The sequence below is a fragment of the Thermosynechococcus sp. genome, from assembly GCF_046299655.1.
In the GTDB taxonomy this organism is placed as follows: Bacteria; Cyanobacteriota; Cyanobacteriia; order Thermosynechococcales; family Thermosynechococcaceae; genus Thermosynechococcus.
Map to the genome: position 1 here is coordinate 229,577 of NZ_JBKBHZ010000001.1, position 21,698 is coordinate 251,274.

At 54.4% G+C, this 21,698-nt stretch carries 20 protein-coding genes; 5 read left to right on the forward strand and 15 right to left on the reverse strand.

Going from position 1 to position 21,698, the window contains the following annotated elements; genetic code table 11:
• Positions 1–98 precede the first annotated feature (98 nt).
• The 5 genes from ACK4HN_RS01245 to ACK4HN_RS01265 form a co-directional block, all read right to left on the reverse strand.
• Positions 99–347, reverse strand: a complete 249-nt coding sequence (locus ACK4HN_RS01245; protein WP_409868258.1) for an EAL domain-containing protein — start codon at positions 345–347, stop codon at positions 99–101.
• Positions 348–508: 161 nt separating this feature from the next.
• Positions 509–1,504: an adenosylcobinamide-phosphate synthase CbiB gene (gene cbiB / locus ACK4HN_RS01250; protein WP_409868259.1), complete on the reverse strand. Its 996-nt coding sequence runs from the start codon at positions 1,502–1,504 to the stop codon at positions 509–511.
• Between the two features lie 45 nt (positions 1,505–1,549).
• A complete protein-coding gene (locus tag ACK4HN_RS01255) occupies positions 1,550–2,620 on the reverse strand; it encodes a Fe(3+) ABC transporter substrate-binding protein (protein ID WP_409868260.1) in 1,071 nt (356 codons plus the stop codon).
• A gap of 89 nt (positions 2,621–2,709) precedes the next feature.
• On the reverse strand, positions 2,710–3,042 hold the full coding sequence (locus ACK4HN_RS01260) for a hypothetical protein (protein ID WP_409868261.1): 333 nt from the start codon (positions 3,040–3,042) through the stop codon (positions 2,710–2,712).
• Positions 3,043–3,095: 53 nt separating this feature from the next.
• A complete protein-coding gene (locus ACK4HN_RS01265; RefSeq protein WP_181496485.1) occupies positions 3,096–3,428 on the reverse strand; it encodes a hypothetical protein in 333 nt (110 codons plus the stop codon).
• Positions 3,429–3,806: 378 nt separating this feature from the next.
• Here ACK4HN_RS01265 and ACK4HN_RS01270 point away from each other — a divergent pair, with 378 nt between their 5' ends.
• A complete protein-coding gene (locus tag ACK4HN_RS01270) occupies positions 3,807–5,321 on the forward strand; it encodes a pyruvate kinase (protein ID WP_409868262.1) in 1,515 nt (504 codons plus the stop codon).
• Positions 5,322–5,323: 2 nt separating this feature from the next.
• Here ACK4HN_RS01270 and ACK4HN_RS01275 read toward each other — a convergent pair whose 3' ends face one another.
• From ACK4HN_RS01275 to ACK4HN_RS01300, 6 genes are all read right to left on the reverse strand, one after another.
• Entirely contained in the window at positions 5,324–6,562 is a 1,239-nt protein-coding gene (locus ACK4HN_RS01275; protein ID WP_409868263.1) for an efflux RND transporter periplasmic adaptor subunit, read from the reverse strand.
• Between the two features lie 40 nt (positions 6,563–6,602).
• Positions 6,603–7,538: a DNA polymerase III subunit delta' gene (locus ACK4HN_RS01280; protein WP_409868264.1), complete on the reverse strand. Its 936-nt coding sequence runs from the start codon at positions 7,536–7,538 to the stop codon at positions 6,603–6,605.
• Positions 7,535–10,288: a CBS domain-containing protein gene (locus ACK4HN_RS01285; protein ID WP_409868265.1), complete on the reverse strand. Its 2,754-nt coding sequence runs from the start codon at positions 10,286–10,288 to the stop codon at positions 7,535–7,537. Before ACK4HN_RS01285 ends, ACK4HN_RS01280 begins: the two co-directional genes overlap by 4 nt.
• 84 nt (positions 10,289–10,372) lie before the next feature.
• Entirely contained in the window at positions 10,373–10,867 is a 495-nt protein-coding gene (locus ACK4HN_RS01290; protein WP_409868266.1) for a methyltransferase family protein, read from the reverse strand.
• A gap of 55 nt (positions 10,868–10,922) precedes the next feature.
• Positions 10,923–11,456: a 4Fe-4S binding protein gene (locus ACK4HN_RS01295; protein WP_409877107.1), complete on the reverse strand. Its 534-nt coding sequence runs from the start codon at positions 11,454–11,456 to the stop codon at positions 10,923–10,925.
• 104 nt (positions 11,457–11,560) lie between these two features.
• Positions 11,561–12,592, reverse strand: coding sequence for a D-alanine--D-alanine ligase family protein (locus tag ACK4HN_RS01300; RefSeq protein WP_409877108.1), 1,032 nt, complete (start codon positions 12,590–12,592; stop codon positions 11,561–11,563).
• Between the two features lie 72 nt (positions 12,593–12,664).
• Between ACK4HN_RS01300 and ACK4HN_RS01305 the strand changes: the two genes are divergently transcribed.
• The 3 genes from ACK4HN_RS01305 (at position 12,665) to atpC (ending at position 15,027) form a co-directional block, all read left to right on the forward strand.
• Positions 12,665–12,859, forward strand: a complete 195-nt coding sequence (locus ACK4HN_RS01305) for a DUF2862 domain-containing protein (protein ID WP_297048303.1) — start codon at positions 12,665–12,667, stop codon at positions 12,857–12,859.
• 235 nt (positions 12,860–13,094) lie between these two features.
• A complete protein-coding gene (gene atpD, locus ACK4HN_RS01310; RefSeq protein ID WP_409868269.1) occupies positions 13,095–14,543 on the forward strand; it encodes a F0F1 ATP synthase subunit beta in 1,449 nt (482 codons plus the stop codon).
• 67 nt (positions 14,544–14,610) lie between these two features.
• Entirely contained in the window at positions 14,611–15,027 is a 417-nt protein-coding gene (gene atpC / locus ACK4HN_RS01315) for an ATP synthase F1 subunit epsilon (protein WP_409868270.1), read from the forward strand.
• Positions 15,028–15,092: 65 nt separating this feature from the next.
• Here atpC and prfB read toward each other — a convergent pair.
• Positions 15,093–16,206, reverse strand: a protein-coding gene (prfB, locus tag ACK4HN_RS01320) for a peptide chain release factor 2 (RefSeq protein WP_409868271.1) whose coding sequence is annotated in 2 segments (ribosomal slippage) — positions 15,093–16,130 and positions 16,132–16,206 — 1,113 coding nt in all. Because the reading frame shifts where the segments join, the coding sequence is not laid out codon by codon here.
• A gap of 189 nt (positions 16,207–16,395) precedes the next feature.
• Between prfB and ftsH4 the strand changes: the two genes are divergently transcribed.
• Entirely contained in the window at positions 16,396–18,252 is a 1,857-nt protein-coding gene (gene ftsH4 / locus ACK4HN_RS01325) for an ATP-dependent zinc metalloprotease FtsH4 (RefSeq protein ID WP_409868272.1), read from the forward strand.
• Between the two features lie 252 nt (positions 18,253–18,504).
• Here the strand turns inward: ftsH4 and ACK4HN_RS01330 are convergent, their stop codons facing one another.
• From ACK4HN_RS01330 to ACK4HN_RS01340, 3 genes are read right to left on the reverse strand one after another with little or no spacing between them, the layout of a single operon-like run.
• Complete coding sequence (locus ACK4HN_RS01330) at positions 18,505–19,971, reverse strand: TldD/PmbA family protein (RefSeq protein WP_409868273.1); 1,467 nt, start codon at positions 19,969–19,971, stop codon at positions 18,505–18,507.
• 51 nt (positions 19,972–20,022) lie between these two features.
• Positions 20,023–20,328, reverse strand: a complete 306-nt coding sequence (gene rplY / locus ACK4HN_RS01335) for a 50S ribosomal protein L25 (protein ID WP_409868274.1) — start codon at positions 20,326–20,328, stop codon at positions 20,023–20,025.
• Between the two features lie 14 nt (positions 20,329–20,342).
• Positions 20,343–21,686, reverse strand: a complete 1,344-nt coding sequence (locus ACK4HN_RS01340; RefSeq protein WP_409849886.1) for an adenylosuccinate synthase — start codon at positions 21,684–21,686, stop codon at positions 20,343–20,345.
• Positions 21,687–21,698: the final 12 nt, after the last annotated feature.

Sequence of the window (21,698 nt, forward strand, 5' to 3'; positions counted from 1 at the left end):
CCCCTATCCTGATACAGTCGTTCTATGCTAGCTCAAACACCTATCATTCGCACCCACAAGTCGCAATCAAAGCCTTCAGGAGGAGAGATTAGCTGTCGTCATCTCAACCGCATTCGAGGAATTGACCAGTGGATCACTTGGGAATAGGGGAGTGGCTCTGTGAGCAGGTAGCCTTGAATGGCTTTACAGCCAAGGTGTTGGAGAAGTTGCCCTTGCCCCCAAGTTTCTACACCCTCGGCCACGATGGGGATTTCGAGGCTCTTGGTCAGATCAATGATGGCTTTGATGATCGCTTGATCTTGGCGATCGCCTGCAATATCAGTGATAAATGAGCGATCAAAAATCATTCAATGACGCATAGCTTGTGCTAAAGCCATCCAATGTAATGCCCCCCAAGGACACGCAACTCCTTAAGAATCAACTGCGTGCGTTGAATATGGTGGTGGGAGAAACACCAATTTTATTTCTTAATCCATCTCCTCTAAACGATTCTGGCTAAGATGAACTGCTAAATGGACAACACTTTGCTCCACAGCAAGACTAACCCCCCTGTGCTCATGAGAGTGATCAAATACAAGCGACAACTCAAACGAAGGGCAGACATAATAATGCTTTGATCAATCGGGTGCAGCGGTTCTCCCAAAAAGGGTTTCACTTTTATCGTGCCGCGATAGGTATTCGTGCCCCCCAGACGTACTCCGAAAGCGGCTGCATAGGCACACTCACTCCAACCGGAATTGGGACTAGGATCCTTGGGGGCATCGCGGCAACACCACTGCCACACTCGCTGCCACTGCCCAGAGCAAAGGGCAACCAGAAAGACGAGCAGCCGACAGGGCAACCACGTAAGCACGTCATCGGTCTTGGCAGCAAACCATCCCCAGTGGGTGTAGGGTGGCTCGCGGTAACCAATCATTGAGTCCAAGGTGCTGGCGGCTTTATAGGCCATGACAAGGGGAAGGGGGGTCAGTTGCGGCATAAAAAGGGTGGCGATCGCCCCATAAAAAAGTGGTGCCATCATGCCATCGGTGGTATTTTCACTCACGGTTTCTAGCACCGCCCGTAGAATCTCCGGCGCCTCTAGCTGAGCAGTCTCGCGACCCACATATTTCGCTAAGGACTGGCGTGCCGCCTCCAGATTGCCAGCCCTCAAGGGTGCGAGTACCTCCATTGCTGCATCCCGCAGACTACGACCCGCAAAGCCGCTGGCAGTACCCACCACCGCAATTCCCCAACCAAGGAGGGGCGACATCGCCATCCCCAGTGCCACCATCCCCCAACTGATGAGGGCAGACCCCGTAATTAAACTGAGCGCCAGCACTGCCCCTCCCAACCGTTGTGCCCAGATTGGCCAGCCTTGGCCATGGTTGAACCTGTTGCTGACAAATTGGATATATCCTCCCATCCAGCGCACTGGATGCGGCCAGCCCCACGGATCCCCAAGGCCAAAGTCAAGGAGGGCAGCAGCGAGAAGAATCGTATAGGCAATGAGTTGGCAAGACACAGCAGCGATCTAGGGGGGCGATCGCTCATTTTAGACCCTAGACCCTCAGCGCCACCCAGCCCGCTCCATAATCTGCAGGGCCTCGGCATTATTGCGGCCAAAAACGGCGGCATTGACAGTTTGCCCCCGGAAATTGCCGAACCGTTTCACAATGGGATGCACCGGCACACCAGCGCGCACCGGATACTCAAAGTTGGCCATCGCAAACATTTCCTGTGCCTTGGGACTCACCAGATACTCCAAAAAGCGGATTGCCGCCTGGCGATTGGGGGCACCGGCCACCACACCACCCCCACAGATATTCACGTGGGCACCGTGATCGCGCTGGTTGGGGAAAAACAAGCCCACCTTCTCAGCAACTGCACGATCTTCTGCCTTATCTGAGGCAATTAACCGAGCTAGATAGTAGTGATTTGCAATCGCAATGCTGCCAACACCCGCCGCACAGGCACGAATTTGAGCGGTATCATTCCCCTGCGGCGGACGGGCAAAGTTTTGAACTAATTCCCGCGCCCATTGTTCCGTTTTTTGGGCACCATGAATGGCCAGCAGTGACCCCGTTAGGGATTGGTTATAGACATTGCTGGAACTGCGAGTGAGAATCTGCCGCCGCCACTGGGGATTAGCCAAATCCTCGTAGGTGGAGAGTTGGTTGGGATTCACTTTGGATTTATTGTAAATCAGGACACGCACTCGCCGTGAGAGGCCAAACCAGTGTCCTTGGGGTTCCCGCAGGTTCGCTGGCACAACGCTATTGAGTACCCTTGACTGAATCGGCTGCAAAATACCGGCTTGCTGTGCTCGCCACAGGCGACCGGCATCCACTGTAATGAGTACATCAGCGGGTGAGCGAGTACCTTCACTGCGAATCCGTTCAATTAGCGCATCGGCTTCTGCTTCAATAATGTTGACGCGAATCCCCGTCTGCTGCGTAAAACCATTGTAGAGGGCTTTATCAGTGTCGTAGTGCCGTGCCGAATAGACATTAATGACCCCGCGCGCTGGCCGCTCTTGAGCAGTGCTGGATTCGGTCTGGGAATTCCAGAGGTGGTGGGCAACATAGGCGGTCGCTGCGGCGCCCATGCCCAGCAACATACGGCGACTGATTTTCTCCATAGTTGAGAATTTCTCCTAAGTGCAAGCGAGAGATATTCTAGAATTAAACCATCGCTTTTGCAATTCCTTCTCAATAAGTCTCAGGAAGTTTAACCTTTGCCGTACCACCAGTGGCGATCGCTAGGGGTTAGCTCTACACAATAGAGCGTAATCACCATCATGGTGCCCGTTTCAATGTGGCGTACCCAATAGCTGGGATGCCGTTTGGTGGCACTGTCAAGGACAAGCCGTCGGCCAATGCGTCGCCAACTGGGTTCTTTGCTGCGCCAAGCAATGCGACAACAGGGCCAAGGCAACTGTTCGCGGTCAAAAAGGCGACAACAGGCACCCACCACCTCATAGCTAAAGGAACGGCCGGGACTGGAGAACTGAATCCCATTCCCCAAGACAGGTGGCAGTTCTATTGCTGAGGATGAATCCATCAAGGGGATGCGCTAGCGTGCAGGCCAGCTTTTCAGTGTATCAGGAATCCCCCCTAGGGTTCTTGGGCGGCAATCAAAAGGGCACAGCAGCTAAAGCCGATGACCAAGGGAAACAAAGACTGCAGCCAGCCACTCAAGCCCGTGGTGATTAGGGCGATCGCCAGTGCCAACATCTGTAGGCGTCGTTGTTGCGGCGAGAGGGCAACTGGCAGTTCAATGCATTGCAGCCCCTCAGTGGGCAAGGGCAGGGGCATCACTCCCCCCGGCGGAAATGCCCAATACTGGTACTGCTCAATAAAGAGATCTGTCCAGCCGTGTTCTTCGCACCAAGCCACTGCGGACCGATAGGAGTATTTGAGTAATTGCAACGAAGGATAACGATCCATAGGGGCACTGGTAAAGGCAAGACAATCAACCTCTCTACTGAGAACATAACAGAACTGGGAAATCTCTTTGCAACGCTTGTAGTAACTCTTAATGCTTTGGCTTCAGAGAAAATTAAGATTCCCGTCAAGAGGTCGGCAGATATACTGAAAGATAGATAGAGTGGTGTCAAAAAGCACTACGGTTCTTACCCAACTGTTCGTTGCAGACCATTGATGTAAAGAAGTGTTTATTTATATTTTTCAGTGAGGAGTATTCTTAAGCCACCAGTCAATGGTTTTCAAAAATCACTAAATTTCTCACCAACCCTTATAAAGTGTGGCTTTGCAATGAGTTAAATCCAATCATGAAATTCCTTAAAAACCATCTAGGAGGCGGTCATGTTGCTGGAGGCACCAACGGTACCCGTTTCACCCATTGCCTTGCTCCATAGCCTGTTAGAACTGCGGCAGGAAATTACCAAAGAGGGGGAAGCCCGTTTTCAACAGTGGCAATCAAAAATTAAGCGATCCGAATTTATACCTAGTGCCCGCAATCTTGCTTACTATTTGGCCTTGCGCTGGCGGGATCTGCGCGCTATTCAAATGGCCTTGATGCCTTGGGGGTTATCGTCTTTAGGACGGATCGAGTCGCGGGTGCTCCCTAACTTGGATGCGGTGATCAATACCCTCGGCGCCCTGTGCCATGCCCATGAGGCACTGCCCCCCCGCCCCCCCTTAGAGGCTTTTTTTGCGGGCGATCGCCAACTGCGCCGCCAAACGGCAGAACTCTTTGGCCCAATTCGTGGCAAGCGCCATGTGCGCATTATGGTGACCCTCCCCACACAGGCGGCCACGGATCCGCAATGGAGTATTACGCTCCTGCGCAAGGGGATGAACTGTGCGCGCATCAACTGTGCCCACGATGACCCTGCCACTTGGGAGGTGATGATTGAGTATTTGCGAGCGGCCAGCTATCTGACGGGTCAACCCTGCAAAATTCTTATGGACCTAGGAGGACCGAAACCCCGCATTGATGGAATTTTTCCAGAAATGGTGCGCCTTCACAGCGGCGATCGCCTGCGGCTGACAACGGAAATTTGCCCTGATGGTGCAGAAATGCCGCAATTCACCTGCTCCTTGCCAGAAATTTTGCCCCAGCTAGAGGTAGGGCAGCGGGTTTGGATTGACGATGGTCACATTGGCGGTCGCATTGTCAGCAAAGATGCCCAAGGGGTGGAACTCACCATTACCCACTGCAAGGAAGGGCAGCGGCTGAAACTGGCCAAGGGCTTGAACTTCCCCGACAGTGATTTGCGCCTGTGTCCGCTGACCGAGAGCGATCGCGAGCATCTGGCCTTTGCTTGCCGCCATGCCGATATTATTGGCTACTCCTATGTTCAGTCCGCCGAGGATATTGCCCTACTGCAACGGGAACTGGAGCATTGTTGTGGCGATCGCGCTGATCAGATGGGCATCATCGCCAAAATTGAGACCCCGAAAGCGATTCGGGCACTACCAGAAATGATCATCCAAGCAGCGGGGCGGCAACCCTTTGGCGTCATGATTGCGCGGGGGGATTTGGCGGTTGAAATTGGCTACCAACGTCTAGCGGAAATGCAGGAGGAGATCCTCTGGCTCTGTGAAGCTGCCCATGTACCCGTGGTTTGGGCCACCCAAGTCCTTGAAAACTTGGTGAAAAAAGGTGTGCCCTCGCGGGCAGAAATCACCGATGCTGCAATGGCGGAGCGAGCGGAGTGTGTCATGCTCAACAAAGGCCCCTATGTGGGGTTAGCAGTGGATATCCTCGATGATGTGCTTGCCCGCATGGAAGCGCACCAGCAAAAGAAAACACCGCAGCTACGCGCACTGCATTCGTGGCAGCCCTACGAAACCCCAGCGATCGTGCACCAATAAACTTAGCCTTCAGAGAGGATACTGGGGCGAATTTTATCCCCATGCCGCAGGGGGCGACCCGAACGGACGACATAGCGATCGCCCGCATTTAAGCCACTGAGGATTTCCACGTTCCCCTCTCGCCGTTGGCCAAGGGTGACTTGCCGCTCCTGCACGCGATCGCCCACGACCACAAAAACGCTGCCTTGCCGTGAGGAGAGTTGCCCTTCCTCGAAGCCCTTGAGGGCGGATTGGGGAATCATCAGGCGTGGCGCATTCGCTCCTTGGAAAACAACCCGTGCCAGTAAACCACTGCCTAAGCGTTCATCGCCATTGTCAATCACCACTTCCACAGGAATCAGACGGGCATCGGCGGCCGCAGGTGAAATTCGTGTAATACGCCCTTCATAAGTGCGGTTGGGCACAGCATCAAACGTCACCGTTGCTCTTTGGCCGGGAGCTAATCTTGCCAATTCCCGTTCCGAGACTTCCACCACAACCTTGAGTTGACGAATATCGCCAAGGCGCAGTACCTCTCCCCCCGGTTGCAGCAGGTTGCCCACTTCTGTGAGTCGCTCCAGCACCACGCCATTGAGGGGCGATCGCAGGAGGGCTTGATTCAAGCGTGCCCGTGCCTGTTGAACAAAGGCAGTTTGGGCTTGTACCCGACCTTGGGCAACGGCCACCGCCTGTTGAGCCGTCACCACCTCTGCTTCGCGAGACCGCAGTACCTGCCGTGCTGTTTGTGCCGTTGTGCGTGCCTGTTCCGCTGCTTGGGCTGAGACGGCACCATCCCGCAGCAGGGTTTCAAGGCGGCGAGCATCACTCTCCGTCTGTTGGAGGGTAAGACGGGCTTCCTCAACGGCTGTACGGGCGCGATTGACGGCCGCTTGGGCCTGGATGACTTCATTGCGGCGGGCAGCTAGTTCTGCTTCTGCTTCAAAGACAGCGTTTTTCAGGACAACGGGATCCACCTCCGCCAGCAGTTGCCCCGATTGCACGCGATCGCCCACATCCACGCCAAGGCGAATCACTTGACCTTCCACCTGCGATCGCACCATCACTTCACGGTAGGGGCGCGTGGTACCCGTCAGGGTTGTCCCAGTTTCCAGTGGTGCCAGGCGTGCCACAGCCACATCGGCGGCGACCCCTTCCCGCTCTGGACGGGCAACTGCCGGTGATTCTAAGCGACTCATTGCTGACTGGCATCCCCCTAGGAGCAGGGCGATCGCGATCGCCCCCAGCCATTGTTGCTTCGCCATGATTGATCCTGTCATCTTCCCAACTGCTGCCGATAGCCTATCACACTGTCCCCAACTGCATCAGTAGCACTTCCCAGACGAGGCGAGGCTGAACGTACTGCTGCAAATACTGGCGGGCACGCTCTAAGTGCTGAAGCGCCGCAACACACTGGGGGAATTGTCCCCCTTGCCAAAGTTGCTCCTGCATTAGACTGAGAAGCCAAAGCTGCCGTTCGACATCGAGGGACTGCGTGATGTCCCGTGCCAATTCCAAAGCAGTTTGCACAGGTAGGGGGGCAGTCAGTTGTTCACCGAGATGGCGGAATGCCTCAGGAATTTCTTGCCATGTTTGCCATGCTTGCAGAATGGCTCCCGGCGACCCTGCTCCCAAGTCCAAGAGGGCGGGAGTAACCTGATGCCAAAACTCAGGGGGCGCCACCTGTTTCAGCACCTGTTCGAGATCGCAACGGTTGAGGGGATAAAAGGGAATTTTCTGACAGCGGGAAACAATCGTATTCAAGAGCGCTGACGGACTGGGAGCAATGAGAATCAACGTGGCGCGCCCCGGTTCCTCAAGGGTTTTCAGCAGGGCATTGGCAGCGGCTTCGTTCATGGTTTCGGCTTGGGTCAAGACCACCAGCGATCGCGGCGCCCGCATAGGCGGTTGGCTGAGGTGACGGCTGAGGTGGCGAATCTGCTCTAGACGAATCTGGGGGGCACTACGGGGAATCTCCTTCTCAGCAGCGAGGAGTTGGCGACGGGTGTAGAGCGTCCCTTGCACACTGTAGGTGGGTTCAATCCAGAGGACATCTGGGTGGTTGCTGAGGTCGCTTTCCTCCTTCAAAATCGCTTGCAGAAAACAGCGGGCAGTGAGGGCGCGGCCTACCCCTTCAGGTCCAACAAAGAGATAGGCAGGGGCAAGTCGCTGGCGATTAAGGGCATGGGTCAAGAGTTCAACAGCCGTCGGCTGACCAATCACGGCGCGAAACCAATTCATAGTTTCGGGAAATGGGCTTCAACATAGGCAATGGCACTGGCACGATCGCTGACAAGGCCATCGAGCATCGCCGATCGCAGGGCAAGGAGAATTTGCCGTAACTGGGGTCCGCGAGGATAGCCCAACTGTTGCAGATCATGGCCATTTAAGGGCGGCTTTTGCAATCGCCACTGCCAGAGATACTCCCGCAATAGAACAACATCCCCTAAATCGGCTTCACAACCCTGCGCCTGCTGCACCGCTGCCAACAGCACAATGACCGGTAAAGGCTGACGCTCTAAAAAGTCACAGTAGCAACTGCGCGGTTGCTGGCTCTGCCGCAATGTCTGCCATTGCTCTTGCAAGCTAGGAAAAGTGTCGAGCCATTCACAGATGTGCTCCCCCAGTTGCAGTTGACGGGCGATCGCCCCCGCTGTAGGGACGGTCACAATCAAGGCCAAGAGTTCTAGCTCCCAGAGGGGAAAGCTTTGCCACTCCCGCCGCTCAGGAATCTGGGGCCACCACTCCCAGACCAGTTTCAAGCGCACCTTGGCCGCCTCATCAAAGGTGACTTGACGATCCAAACACTCGAGGGCACCCAACTCCGCCAACATTGTCAAGGCACGCTCACCGCCAAAGTGTTCATTTGGCGCAAGGGGCAGTTCGAGGATATAGCGCAGTTCATTGCGCAGCCGACTTTGTAGGGAAGGCCGTTTTGAGGTGGGACGATTGCCCCTTCGGGGCAGGCCTGAAAGGCGATCGCGGGTGGTAAAGACACCGCTGGTCAGGGCATATTCAATGTATTGACGGGTTTGTGGTTCGAGGTCAAAGCCAAGGCGCACAGCAAAACGCACAGCTCGAAAAATCCGCGTCGGGTCTTCAATAAAGCTATTGGGATGGAGCACCCGAATCAGTCGCCGCTGCAAGTCCTCGCGTCCGCCAAAGAAATCCAGAACCTCCCCGTGGCGCGGTGGCGTCAGGCGCATGGCTAGGGCATTGATGGTAAAGTCGCGGCGGTAGAGATCTTGGCGAATCGAACTGGCGGCCACCTCCGGATGCGCGGCCGGATAGGGATAAAACTCACTGCGAGCAGTGGCAATATCCACAGCAAAGCCTGCCAAGGGGGAGGCCTTCAGCCAGTGGAGGGCAGCGGTTTGAAACTGACCGTAGATCTGTAAATCGGTCTCTGGGTAGAGGTCATGGAGCGCTTGTGCCAAATGCACGCCGGCGGCTTCTTCCTGTTGCACCCCATCTACGACTAAGTCAAACTCCCGTGTCGGTAAATGGTGATTTCCTTGGGCGATCGCGAGTAGTAGATCCCGCACTGCGCCGCCCACAAGGTACAGTTGCCAGCCGCGTTCCTTAGCGATCGCTGCTGCCCGTTGCAGGAGTACCCACAGTTGCGCCGGCAGTCGTTGTTGCAGTGCCTCGTAAAGATTTAGGGTGGGCAAGGGGCAAACTGTTTCCATTTCGCGGCGAAGGGCATAGAGATGGCGCAGCACATCGGTACGGGTAACAATCCCGACAAGGTCGCCTTGATCATTGACCACAGGTAACCGCCCAATATCGTACTGCACCATTAGGGCTTGGATCTCTGGTAAGGACGTTGTGGGGGAAACCGTGCGCACGGGTGCTTTCATATACCCTTTGACTGGAGCATGGGCAAACCCATGGTGCAGCGCTACATCCAAATCCCGCCGTGAAATAATCCCCTGTAGTTCCCCTTCAGCACTCACCACCGATAGACCGGAGTGGCCATAGCGCAGCAAGACGCGGTGAGCATCGGCAATGGGGGTTTCGGGGCGAACGGTTCGTACCGGGGAGGACATGAGTTCTGCCGCCGTTGGCGGACGGGGGATTTGTTCTTTGAGGGTCTCAAATAGGGCTTTGAGGAGCGCCTCTGGATTGTCTGTGGTCGTGGTTACAGCAGCCGCTTGGGCATGCCCTCCCCCACCTAGGGGAGCCAGCAAGTGGGCAACATTGACATGGGGAATTTGGCTGCGGCCAATAATGGCAAGATGATCTCGGCGATAGTGATGTCCAAGGAGAATGGCATCGCATTCACTGAGATCGGCCAATTGGGTGATTAACCGCGAGAGGCCGGGGAGATACTCCTTCGTGTGCAGCAGTACCCAGCCGAGCCGGTAACCCTGATGAACCACTTGCTGGAGATTCGCCCATGCCTGCTGCAGTAGAGGCCGCAAGTGTTCACTCAAGCTGTCTTCGGCATAGGTGGCGATCGCCCGTTGATTTGCCCCTTGACTCAACAGCCACGCCAAGGCCTCCACATCCCGCACTGTGGTTTGCTCAAAGGTGAATGAACCCGTATCGGCGTGAATCCCCAAAGCGAGAACCGTTGCTTCTGTGGGCGTAAGGCGAATCTCTGCGGTCTGCAACTGTTCGCAAATAATGGTGCTGGTTGCCCCCACGGGTTCTAGCCATTGCTGCTGTGGGACAATATCCCCCGCCATCTCTAAATGGTGATCGTACAGGCCAATTTGGACTTGGGGTTGATCCAGCCATCCTGCTGCTTGACCCAATTGGCGCCGCCACTGCGTATCCACCACCCAAATCTGCCGTAATTGGCTAGGGTCAACGGCTCTGGCTTCAATGAGAGGGTATTCATCGCGGTGATAGGCCAAAAACTCCCCCACCTTGGGGTGAGTACCCCCGGTCAAGACAATTTTGGTGCCCGGATAAAGGCGCGTTAAACCAACGGCTGCCCCAAGGGTATCAAAATCAGCAATTTGATGACAGAGGACAACATCCATTAGAACTTCCGCAAGAGGGCGGTGGGGATAAACTACCCTATATCCAGTCTGCGGCAAGGAGTCTTCCAGCAAAAGGACATCAATCTAGTAAAGAAGAGGAATGAGTTTTTTCACCACCTGCCGATAGGTCGGGTAATCCTTAAACTTCTCTGACAGCCACTGTTCTTCCTGAGCCGCCTTGCGGTCAAAGAAAATGAAAAGGGCGATCGCCCCCAGCCCGTGGGAAAGGCTCATTTGCCATGCTGCATAGGCCAACGCCAAAAAGACGACACTGCTATAGATGGGATGGCGCACCCAACCATAGACCCCTGTGGTCACTAACTGACTGTCTTCTTTGGGATGGGGTAGGGGTGTCAAGTTGTTTCCCAGATTCAACAAACCGCCAATGCCGAGGCTCAGGCCAATCAGACCCAAGCCAAGGGTCAAGCCTAGACGCACCGCAAAGGGTAGGGTAGCCACTCGTACCACCGGCAAGAGAATAAAGCCGATGCTGAGCACCGTTTGGCCAATGACCCAAAATTCTCCCCGCTGGTTGCGCCACCAGTCTTTGCTAAAGCCCCACTCTTGCAGTTTATTCACGTCGGTTGCTGTGCTCAGTGGATACTTTAATTCTAGTTAATGCTAGCGATCGCGCTTACTCCACAGGGGGTAACAATTTTGTGGCTTTAGCACTGGCTTTTTTTGCCTTCGTCTGGCCACTTCCCAATTTGCCCAAGGACTCTTGAAGTGTGCCCATCGGACAAATCGCACACCACGCCCGCTGGTTAAAGATGATCCCTAAAAGAATCGCCACAATGGACGTAACGACGCACATATTGACAAAGAGGCCACCCACCGCCACCCAGTTGCCCCATGCCAACGTCATGCGAATCGCAAAAACAGTCATGATGAAGCTAAACACAGCCCAGCGAAAACTTTGTTTTTTGAAGAGCTTGGGATAGGGACGGTGGGGACTAAAGTGATAAAGCACAATGTCTAGGAACGCACCACGCGGGCAGAGGTTGCCACACCAGTAGCGACTGCGAAAATAGGCTAGCACAGGAATACCCAGCATCATGGCCAGCATGAGGTACCCCAGCCACGGATACCAGAGGCCACCGATCGCAATCAAGAAAAATAGCCAAATCGTTGCCCACTGACTGGGCTTGCCCCTCAACACTTGCTTCATAACACACCCACCCTATAGTCTTATATGACTATAAAGTTATTTAGTGAGAAAGTCAAGGTCTGGATTCAGTGCCTTCATGACTCTTTACCTTACGGAGTGAATCGCTAACCGTGCCGCTCCAGCGCCAACTGCACCAAGCGATGGACTAATTCTGGAAAGGGCACACCACTGGCTGCCCACAGTTGCGGGTACATACTTAGGGATGTAAACCCCGGCAGCGTATTCACTTCGTTAATCAGGACTTCCCCAGTGGTGGGTACATAGAAAAAGTCAAAGCGGGCAAGGCCAGCGGCATCAAGGGCTTGAAAGGCCTGTAGGGACATTGTGCGGATCTGCTCACTCACCGCTGCGGGAATCTCCGCAGGAATATGCAGTTGGGCGCGGCCATCAGTGTATTTGGTTTCGTAGTCGTAGAACTCACTGTTATACGTAATCTCCCCCACCACCGAGACTTGGGGTTTATCATTGCCAAGCACGGCACACTCTAGCTCACGGGCAACCACACCCGCTTCGACAATGATGCGGCGATCCAGTTCGGCAGCGGCCTCAAGGGCAGTTGTGAGTTGTTGGCGATTTTTGGCCTTGGAGATGCCCACTGAGGAGCCAAGGTTAGCCGGCTTCACAAAGCAGGGATAGCCCAATTCGGTTTCAATGCGATCGCACAAATGGTTGTAGCGACAGGGATCCGACCACAGCTCACTGCGCTGAAGTGCTACGTAGCGCACTTGGGGTAAGCCCACAGCCCCAAAGACCGTTTTCATGAGAATTTTGTCCATACCAATGGCGGAGGCCGCCACTCCTGAACCTACATAGGGGCGTTGCATCAGTTCCAGCAGGCCTTGGATCGTACCATCTTCCCCATTGGGGCCGTGGAGCATGGGGAACCAAACGTCAATGGTTTCAGCAACGGCAGGAAACTGCCACAGGGAGTCCTCTAGTGCTTCGCCATCGGGGATGCCAACGCGGTCTGTGACGCGCCAGCGGCCATCTTTTTGGATGTAGATGGGAATCACCTCATAGCGATCGCGATTGTCGCCTTCGGTAAAGGCTTGAGCGATCGCTGCCGCCGAGACCACCGAAACTTCATGCTCCCGTGAGCGACCTCCAAACAATAGCCCAACCCGCAGACGACCCATAGGACAAACCCGTGTGAATGTGACGGTTTCTTGGTACGATTTTCAAGGATTATACAAAGTTTGGGAGTTGCTATGGACGTGGGGCAAAAAGTGCGCGTCTGTCGAATTCGCGATCGCGTCGCCCAAGACATCATTCAAAAACTCGGTCAAGTGGGTCAAATTACTGGTTTTAAGATGACCGATGGCAGTGGGGTTGGCGTCATTGTCACCTTTGAGGATCGCTCCAGCACTTGGTTTTTTGAGGACGAAATTGAAGTCGTCGGCTAATGACGACTCTGCTGCCTTTTTCATTATTAGCTAGGGCGATCGCGGGGGTTGTCAATTTCCTTTCTGGCTGCATCCTCCCGAATCCGATGGAAAAAGGCTCTATTAGTGGTACGGTGTATTGTGGTGCACTTGCACCAAGGCTGGATTTTGGATCGTTGTCCCCCTCTAGGGAGCGATCGCTTTCTAGAAAAAGAAGAACCGCAAATGAACTTAACTAGACAGTAGGCAAACGTCCATGGTCGCAACTGTAGAACAAACCAATGTAGGCTTTATCACTCAGGTCATTGGCCCTGTCGTTGACATTGAGTTTCCCAGCGGCAAAATGCCCTCTATTTACAACGCCCTGCGGATTCAAGGCAAAAACGAGGCTGGTTTAGACGTGGCTGTCACCTGTGAAGTGCAACAACTCCTTGGCGATAACCGTGTCCGTGCCGTTGCCATGAGCAGCACCGATGGCCTAGTGCGGGGAATGGAAGTCGTGGACACGGGTGCTCCCATCAGTGTGCCTGTCGGAACAGCCACCCTTGGCCGCATTTTCAACGTGCTGGGTGAACCCGTGGACGAAAAAGGCCCTGTTAATGCTACTGAAGCCTTGCCCATTCACCGTCCTGCCCCCAGCTTTACACAATTGGAAACCAAGCCCTCGGTGTTTGAAACTGGCATCAAGGTGATTGACCTGCTCACCCCCTATCGCCGTGGCGGTAAAATTGGCCTCTTTGGCGGTGCGGGTGTCGGCAAGACCGTGATCATGATGGAACTAATCAACAACATTGCCACCCAACACGGTGGGGTGTCGGTGTTTGCTGGCGTGGGTGAACGTACCCGCGAAGGCAATGACCTCTACAACGAAATGATTGAATCGGGCGTGATCGATAAAGACGATCCCAGCAAATCGAAAATCGCCCTTGTCTACGGTCAAATGAACGAACCGCCGGGAGCGCGGATGCGGGTAGGTCTATCGGGGCTGACGATGGCCGAATACTTCCGCGATGTCAACAAGCAGGATGTGCTGTTGTTTATTGATAACATCTTCCGCTTTGTGCAAGCCGGGTCTGAGGTGTCGGCCTTGCTCGGTCGGATGCCCTCTGCGGTGGGATACCAGCCCACCTTGGGTACCGATGTGGGTGCCCTGCAAGAGCGGATTACCTCAACCACGGAAGGTTCGATTACTTCGATTCAAGCGGTCTATGTGCCTGCGGACGACTTGACTGACCCTGCGCCGGCCACAACCTTTGCCCACTTGGATGGGACAACGGTGCTCTCCCGGAGTCTAGCCGCAAAAGGGATTTACCCGGCTGTGGATCCCCTTGGCTCTACCTCCAACATGTTGCAGCCAGACATTGTGGGTGAGGAGCACTATCAAACGGCACGGGCCGTCCAAGCCACTCTCCAGCGCTACAAAGAGCTTCAGGACATTATCGCCATTTTGGGTCTCGATGAACTCTCTGAGGAAGACCGCCTGACAGTGGCGCGCGCACGCAAAATTGAGCGCTTCCTGTCTCAGCCCTTCTTTGTGGCGGAAGTGTTCACCGGTGCCCCCGGCAAATACGTCACCCTCGAAGAAACCATCAAAGGCTTCCAGATGATCCTCAGCGGCGAGCTGGATGATCTGCCCGAGCAAGCCTTCTACATGGTGGGCAATATCGAAGAAGCCAAAGCTAAGGCTGAAAAACTCAAAGCCTAGGTTTCACAGGTGTCCATACAGGGTGGGGCAACCCGCCCTTTGATTATTGAGTGGCAAGGGAAGCGTTATGGTGATGACCGTCCGGGTAATTGCACCCGATAAAACTGTTTGGGATGCCCCCGCTGAGGAAGTGATTTTGCCCAGCACAACGGGGCAATTGGGTATTCTTTCAAATCATGCCCCCCTCCTAACCGCCTTGGAAATTGGTGTGATGCGGGTGCGCCAAGACCGCGAATGGGTGGCGATCGCCCTTATGGGAGGCTTTGCCGAAGTTGAGAACAACGAAGTGACGATCCTCGTCAACGGTGCGGAGCGCGGGGATACAATTGATCTCGAAAAAGCCAAGGCCGAGTTTGCTGCGGCACAGGCCGCCCTCGCCAAAGCCGAACAGGGGGAATCCAAACAGGCCAAGATTCAAGCCACCCAAGCCTTTCGTCGTGCCCGCGCTCGCTTGCAGGCCGCAGGGGGTGTGGTCGAGATTTAGGTTTTTTCTCCCATTTGCTAAACTGCAATTGCTCCCCCTCGGGGGAGTTTTTTGTTTATTTTTGTTTAACTGGCTTCCTCCGTTTGCTGCCGCAGGTAGGCTTGGATAAAGGGATCGAGGTCACCATCCATCACCTCTTGAATGGCTGTGGTTTCCACCTCGGTGCGCAGATCTTTGACCAGTTGATAGGGATGGAAGACATAGTTGCGAATTTGGTTGCCCCAAGCGGCCTCAACGGCATCGCCACGAATATCGGCAATTTCCTTGGCCTTTTGCTCCTGGGCAATCACCAATAGCTTTGCCTTGAGAATGGCAAGGGCTTTTTCCTTGTTTTGCAATTGCGATCGCTCTTGGGTGCAGCGTACAGCAATACCCGTTGGTTTATGGACAATCCGCACTGCCGTTTCCACCTTGTTCACATTTTGTCCCCCTTTGCCCCCACTGCGGGAGGTGGTAATCTCCAAATCGCTTTCGGGAATCTCCACCGTCACGGATTGATCCAGTTCTGGCATCACATCCACGCCGGCAAAGCTGGTTTGCCGTTTACCATTGGCATTAAAGGGAGAAATGCGCACAAGGCGATGGGTGCCCTTTTCTGAGCGCAGATAACCGTAGGCGTAGCGGCCGCGAATTTCTAGGGTGGCTGACTTAATGCCCGCCTCCTCCCCTTCCGATAGCTCGGCCAGATGGGCTTGGTAACCGTGGCGCTCCGCCCAGCGGGTGTACATGCGTAGCAACATTTCTGCCCAATCCTGAGCATCAGTCCCGCCAGCCCCAGCATTAATCGTGAGGATGGCATTGTTTTTGTCGTAGGGGCCACTGAGCAGTTGTTCCAATTCCCAGCGACTCAACTGGGCATCTAATTCTTTAAGCAGCGTAGTGGCTTCTGTCACCAACCCTTCATCGGGTTCTAGCTCCAGCAGTTCCAGCGCTGTTTCCACATGTTCAATGGTTTGTTGCCACTGCTGAAGTTGGTTGAGGACGTCTTTCGCTTCGGTCAACTGTTGCAATGTGACTTGGGCGGTTGCTTGGTCATTCCAGAAGTCGGGCTGAGCGGCGGTATGCTCAAGGTCACGAATCTTGGCGTTTAATGCCGCCGGGTCAAAGATAGTCCTGGGTATGACCCAGGCGATCGCGCAACAGAGAGAAATCGCGTTTGAGTGTACTTAAATCAGCCATTCCACGATGCAAAAGAGAGGAAGTCTGTTGATATTGTATCAAAAGCTTGCCCGCTCCCTCACTCAACTGTTGGGCATTCTTGAATCCTCCCAAAGTCGGCAGTAAAGGAATATTACAATTCCTACCCTTGCCCTTCTTCCCCCCCAAGTGTCACCATGAACAATAAGTGACCGCAGGGGAGCATTTGTTATGGCTATCAAGGACTCACCGCAAGCACCGCGCAGTCGTCAAATTGGTAATTTTTTGCTATTGCTAGGGGTTGGCTTTCTCCTATTAAATCTGTTCTTCCCGCAGTTGTTTTCACCCCGCCCACCTCAAGTTCCCTACAGTGTGTTTATTCACCAAGTGGAAGAAGGAGAGGTGAGTCGGGTCTATATTAGCCAAAATGAGATTCTTTACCAACTTAAACCCGAAGGCGATCGCCCCGCCCAAGTGTTAGCCACCACCCCCATCTTTGACTTAGAGTTGCCCAAACGGCTAGAAGCGCAAGGGGTAGAATTTGCTGCTGCTCCCCCAGCGCGGAATAGCTGGTTGTTGAATGTCCTCGGTTGGGTGATTCCGCCGATTGTGTTTGTATTAATCTTTCAATTCTTTGCCAGTCGCCAAGCAGGCGGCCCGCAGGGGGTGCTCTCCATCAGTAAAAGCCGTGCCAAGGTCTATGTCGAGGGTGCCAACACGGGCATTCGCTTTGATGATGTGGCCGGAGTGGAGGAGGCCAAAGCAGAACTGGTTGAGATTGTGGATTTTCTGAAAAATCCCCAGCGCTATATCCAAATTGGTGCCCGCATTCCCAAGGGAGTGTTGCTGGTGGGGCCACCCGGTACTGGGAAAACCCTGCTGGCCAAAGCGGTTGCTGGCGAAGCCAATGTGCCCTTTTTCTCGATTTCGGGATCTGAGTTTGTCGAGCTATTTGTGGGCGTGGGGTCTGCCCGCGTACGGGATCTCTTTGAGCAGGCGAAAAAGCAAGCCCCCTGTATTGTCTTTATTGATGAGTTGGATGCCATTGGTAAGTCCCGTTCCAGTGCCGGCTTCTATGGCGGGAACGATGAGCGGGAGCAAACTTTGAACCAATTGCTCACGGAAATGGATGGCTTTGATGCCAGTGGAGCAACCGTGATTGTCCTTGCCGCAACCAACCGGCCAGAAACCCTTGATCCAGCCCTACTGCGGCCGGGCCGCTTTGACCGCCAAGTGTTGGTGGATCGCCCCGATTTGAGTGGTCGGGAGGCCATTTTGAAAATTCATGCCAAAAAGGTGAAACTGGCCCCTGAAGTGGATCTGCACGCGATCGCTGCCCGTACGCCCGGATTTGCCGGTGCAGACTTGGCCAACTTGGTTAACGAAGCAGCCCTATTGGCGGCGCGCAATCAGCGGGAAGTGGTGACACAGCAGGACTTTGCCGAAGCGATTGAACGGATTGTGGCGGGTCTGGAGAAGAAAAGCCGTGTCCTCAATGATAAGGAGAAGAAAATTGTTGCTTACCATGAAGTGGGTCATGCCCTTGTGGGGTGTGCGCTGCCGGGCAGTGGTCGGGTAGAAAAAATCTCCATTGTGCCCCGTGGCATGGCAGCTCTTGGTTACACATTACAGTTGCCAACGGAGGATCGGTTCCTCCTTGATGAGCAGGAGTTACGGGCGCAGATTGCCACATTACTGGGGGGGCGATCGGCAGAGGAGATTGTCTTTGGCACCATCACCACTGGGGCAGCGAATGATCTGCAACGGGCAACGGATTTGGCAGAGCGAATGGTGCGCAGCTACGGCATGAGCAAAGTTCTTGGCCCTCTTGCCTTTGAGCAGCAACAGTCGAGCTTTTTAACGAATAATGGCATGATGCTAAGGGCAGTCAGTGAGGAAACGGCGCAAGCGATTGATCGCGAGGTCAAGGAAATTGTTGAGTCAGCTCACCAGCAGGCGCTGAGTATTCTCAAGGAAAACCGTGACCTTCTCGAAACCATTGCCCAAAAACTCTTGGAAAAAGAAGTGATTGAGGGCGAAGAACTCCACGAACTCCTTGGCCAAATAAAAACTCCTGCCGCTGCCTAACCAAGGGAGCTGCAAAAACACAAAAAATGCCCAAAAAAAGCCCAAAAAAAAAGACCAGTGGATTACTGGTCATTCAGTCCAATGTTTTTGTCTCAGAAGAGAAGTTAAGGCACACACAAAGCGGTGAGGGCGATTAAAAAGCTGAACTGCCTTTGCTTCTCTTATTCCATGATAATGTAGCGAGAGTCACAAAAATTCACATATAAAATCTTTAGGTATTTCTACTCAAACCCATAACTGCAGGTAATCAGTTTAGCGGCCACCGACGGTAATGGCCTCCACTTTGATGTGGGGTTGACCAACGGTGACGTAGATACTACCGCTAATCGAGCCACAGAAACCGGGGGCAAGCGCTAGATCATTGGCCGACATGGAAATTCGCTGCATGATTTCTTGGGCTTCGCCAATCAAGGTCGCTCCCTTAAGGGGGTGTTTGATCTGGCCATTTTCAATCCAGTAGGCCTCCTCCACGGCAAAGTTAAATTGCCCCGTCGCACCAACGCTGCCTCCGCCCATCCGTTTGCAGTAGAGGCCGCGATCCACAGAAGCAATTAAGTCCTCAACAGTGTATTCGCCGGGGGCAATGTAGGTATTACGCATGCGTGAAGCGGCGGCGTAGGTATAGTTTTGGCGGCGACCACTACCCGTGCGCGGGTGACCTGTGCGCATCGAACCCGCGCGATCGCTCAAGAAGTTTTTCAGGACGCCATTTTCAATCAGCAATGTGCGCTGCGTCGGCATCCCCTCATCGTCCATATCAATACTGCCAAAAGCACCACTGGTGATGCCTTCATCCCAAGCGGTTAAGTTTTCATGGGCAATTTTTTCGCCTTTTTTATCGGCAAAGGGGGTGGTGCCCCGTTCAATTTGAGTGGTTTCTAGAAGGTGACCACAGGCTTCATGGAAGATCACGCCCCCAAATTGGTTGGCCATGATCACGGGGTAGGTGCCCGATTCCACGTAGTCGGCGTAGAGCATTTTGCCCGCTGCTTCGGCAACGGTATCGGCTAAGGTGGTGTAGTCCCACTGGCGCAAAAAGCTAGGGTTACCGGTATCACCATTGCGCTCACCAATCGAAGCGCGGTGCTCACCATCGGCACAGAGAACCGAGGCCACTGCCGACTGGGTGAGGCGAATATCCCGACCAAAGGTGCCATCACTGGCAGCTACCATCACCTCTTGCCAATCGCGAAAATAACTGAGGCGGCGGGATTGCAGATGCTGGGTTTTCTGGCGCAGGCGATCGCTCCCCGCCAGCAGAATATCGGCCACTTCCGCAATAGAACTACAGGCGGCCAGCCAACCTTCCTTGCGGCCTTGGGCATAGTCCCGCAGCAGCTCAAGGTGGATTTCAGGCACATAGGCTTGGGGACTGGGTAAGAGCAACCCCATTAAGCCAAGCGCTTTTTCGAGAGCCGCCCGCAACCCCTTGAAGCTGAGGTCATTGGTGCTCACATAGCAATCCCTGGTACCCCGAAAAACACGAATCCCTGCCCCTAAACTCAGGCGAGGCGAGACACTCGTGAGGCGATCGTCCTCAACCAGCGCACTGAGATAGTGGTTGCGCTCGAGAAAAATCTCCACAAAATCAGCGCCCGCAGCTCGCCCTAGGCCAAGGAGCGTGGCAAGGGGAAATTCCCAAGAGCCATCAAAGCGATCGCCTTGGGGGGAATAGCTAAGGTGGGCAAGATCCGCAGACCGAAGTAGCGTGGCTGGCATTGTTAACAATCACTTAACATATCCCCACTATAGCAAATTCCCTCTCGCAGCCTAGTTTTCAGGCTTAGCTAAAAAGGAGAGGTGGTAGAGGGTGTCCTTGGCGGGGTGGGCTTGCACCTCTTGGAGCACCACCATTCCCTGCCACGGCAGATCGGGAATTGAAAGCTGAATCGGCGTTTTCTGGGGACGGGCATCCCGCACTAGCAGTTCTGCAGCATGGGTATCCACCACTAGGGAGATGGAGGATTCAAGGCTAGGCCCGTAAAGAACAGCAGGAGTTTTGCCTTCACGCCGCAAGGTATTGGGCTTGGCATTGGCAGGGCGTAGTTGCCCCTCAATAGCTAAGGAACGAGACATTGCTGCAACTCCAATTAAGATAAAACGGGATGGACTTGGGTGCCATCATCCTTGAGGAGTGCCCGCTTGGGACCATGGATTGGATCCTCAACAATGATGGTTTGGCTGCGCTCTGCCCCCAATGAGACAATGGCAATGGGCACAGACATGATCTCAGCCAAAAACTTCAGATAGTTCAATGCCGCCTTTGGCAGATCATCCAAGGAGCGGCAATGACGGGTGGATTGCTGCCACCCCGGCAGCGTTTCATAGATGGGACGACAGCGGGCAAATTTGAGGGCGTTGCTCGGGAAGTGTTCGCACCGCTCACCGTCAATCTCATAGGCGACACAGACTTTGATCTCTGGCAACTCATCCAAAACATCGAGCTTTGTAATTGCCAAGCAATCAAGACCATTGATGCGCACAGCGTAGCGGCCAATCACGGCATCAAACCAGCCACAGCGGCGGCGCCGTCCCGTTGTCGTGCCAAATTCAGCACCGCGATCGCCCAAAAGTTCTCCCACCTCATCCAGCAACTCTGTGGGAAAGGGTCCTTCCCCCACCCGCGTCGTATAGGCTTTGGCAACACCAATGACGCGGTCAATCATCGTCGGCCCAATGCCAGCCCCCACACAGGCGCCCCCGGCCACAGGGTTTGAGGAGGTGACGTAGGGATAGGTGCCGTGGTCAAGATCTAGAAGGGTGCCTTGGGCACCTTCGAAGAGAATATTGCGCCGCCGGCGGATGGCATCATCCAACACGAGGGAACCATCAACAATGTGCGATCGCAGGCGCTCACCGTAGGCACAGTACTCTTCAATGATCGGCTGGGGTTCGAGGGGAGCCAGTCCGTAGAGCTTTTCGAGGATCAAATTCTTTTGGGCGATCGCCCACTCCAGCTTGGCGGCCAACTGCTCAGCATCCAGCAGATCCAACATGCGAATGCCTACACGCTCCGATTTATCGGCGTAGGTGGGGCCAATGCCCCGTCCCGTGGTACCAATCCGTCGCGAGCCACGTCGTTCCTCAGCCGCAATATCCAACTGGCGATGGTAGGGCATCGTCACATGGGCAGTTTCTGCAATCAGCAGATTCTCCGTGCTCACTCCCAACTGTTCCAGTTGTTCTAGTTCCTCAAGGAGCACCTTAGGATCCACAACGGTTCCTGCCCCAATGATGCACTGGGTATCGGGGTAGAGAATTCCCGAGGGAATCAGGTGCAATTTCAGGGTCTGGTCTTTGACGACAATCGTGTGACCTGCATTGACACCGCCCTGATAGCGGACTACCACATCGGCAGACTTGCTCAGGAGATCGGTGATTTTACCCTTGCCTTCATCGCCCCACTGGGCACCAACAACGACGACGTTTGCCAAGTGATTTTCTTA

Bases quoted from the DNA above. Each gene is read 5' to 3' on its own strand.
- ACK4HN_RS01245 (WP_409868258.1), bottom strand. From the start codon at position 347: ATGATTTTTGATCGCTCATTTATCACTGATATTGCAGGCGATCGCCAA.
- ACK4HN_RS01255 (WP_409868260.1), bottom strand. From the start codon at position 2,620: ATGGAGAAAATCAGTCGCCGTATGTTGCTGGGCATGGGCGCCGCAGCG.
- ACK4HN_RS01260 (WP_409868261.1), bottom strand. From the start codon at position 3,042: ATGGATTCATCCTCAGCAATAGAACTGCCACCTGTCTTGGGGAATGGG.
- ACK4HN_RS01265 (WP_181496485.1), bottom strand. From the start codon at position 3,428: ATGGATCGTTATCCTTCGTTGCAATTACTCAAATACTCCTATCGGTCC.
- ACK4HN_RS01270 (WP_409868262.1), top strand. From the start codon at position 3,807: ATGTTGCTGGAGGCACCAACGGTACCCGTTTCACCCATTGCCTTGCTC.
- ACK4HN_RS01275 (WP_409868263.1), bottom strand. From the start codon at position 6,562: ATGGCGAAGCAACAATGGCTGGGGGCGATCGCGATCGCCCTGCTCCTA.
- ACK4HN_RS01280 (WP_409868264.1), bottom strand. From the start codon at position 7,538: ATGAATTGGTTTCGCGCCGTGATTGGTCAGCCGACGGCTGTTGAACTC.
- ACK4HN_RS01285 (WP_409868265.1), bottom strand. From the start codon at position 10,288: ATGGATGTTGTCCTCTGTCATCAAATTGCTGATTTTGATACCCTTGGG.
- ACK4HN_RS01295 (WP_409877107.1), bottom strand. From the start codon at position 11,456: ATGAAGCAAGTGTTGAGGGGCAAGCCCAGTCAGTGGGCAACGATTTGG.
- ACK4HN_RS01300 (WP_409877108.1), bottom strand. From the start codon at position 12,592: ATGGGTCGTCTGCGGGTTGGGCTATTGTTTGGAGGTCGCTCACGGGAG.
- ACK4HN_RS01305 (WP_297048303.1), top strand. From the start codon at position 12,665: ATGGACGTGGGGCAAAAAGTGCGCGTCTGTCGAATTCGCGATCGCGTC.
- atpD (WP_409868269.1), top strand. From the start codon at position 13,095: ATGGTCGCAACTGTAGAACAAACCAATGTAGGCTTTATCACTCAGGTC.
- atpC (WP_409868270.1), top strand. From the start codon at position 14,611: ATGGTGATGACCGTCCGGGTAATTGCACCCGATAAAACTGTTTGGGAT.
- ftsH4 (WP_409868272.1), top strand. From the start codon at position 16,396: ATGGCTATCAAGGACTCACCGCAAGCACCGCGCAGTCGTCAAATTGGT.
- ACK4HN_RS01330 (WP_409868273.1), bottom strand. From the start codon at position 19,971: ATGCCAGCCACGCTACTTCGGTCTGCGGATCTTGCCCACCTTAGCTAT.
- rplY (WP_409868274.1), bottom strand. From the start codon at position 20,328: ATGTCTCGTTCCTTAGCTATTGAGGGGCAACTACGCCCTGCCAATGCC.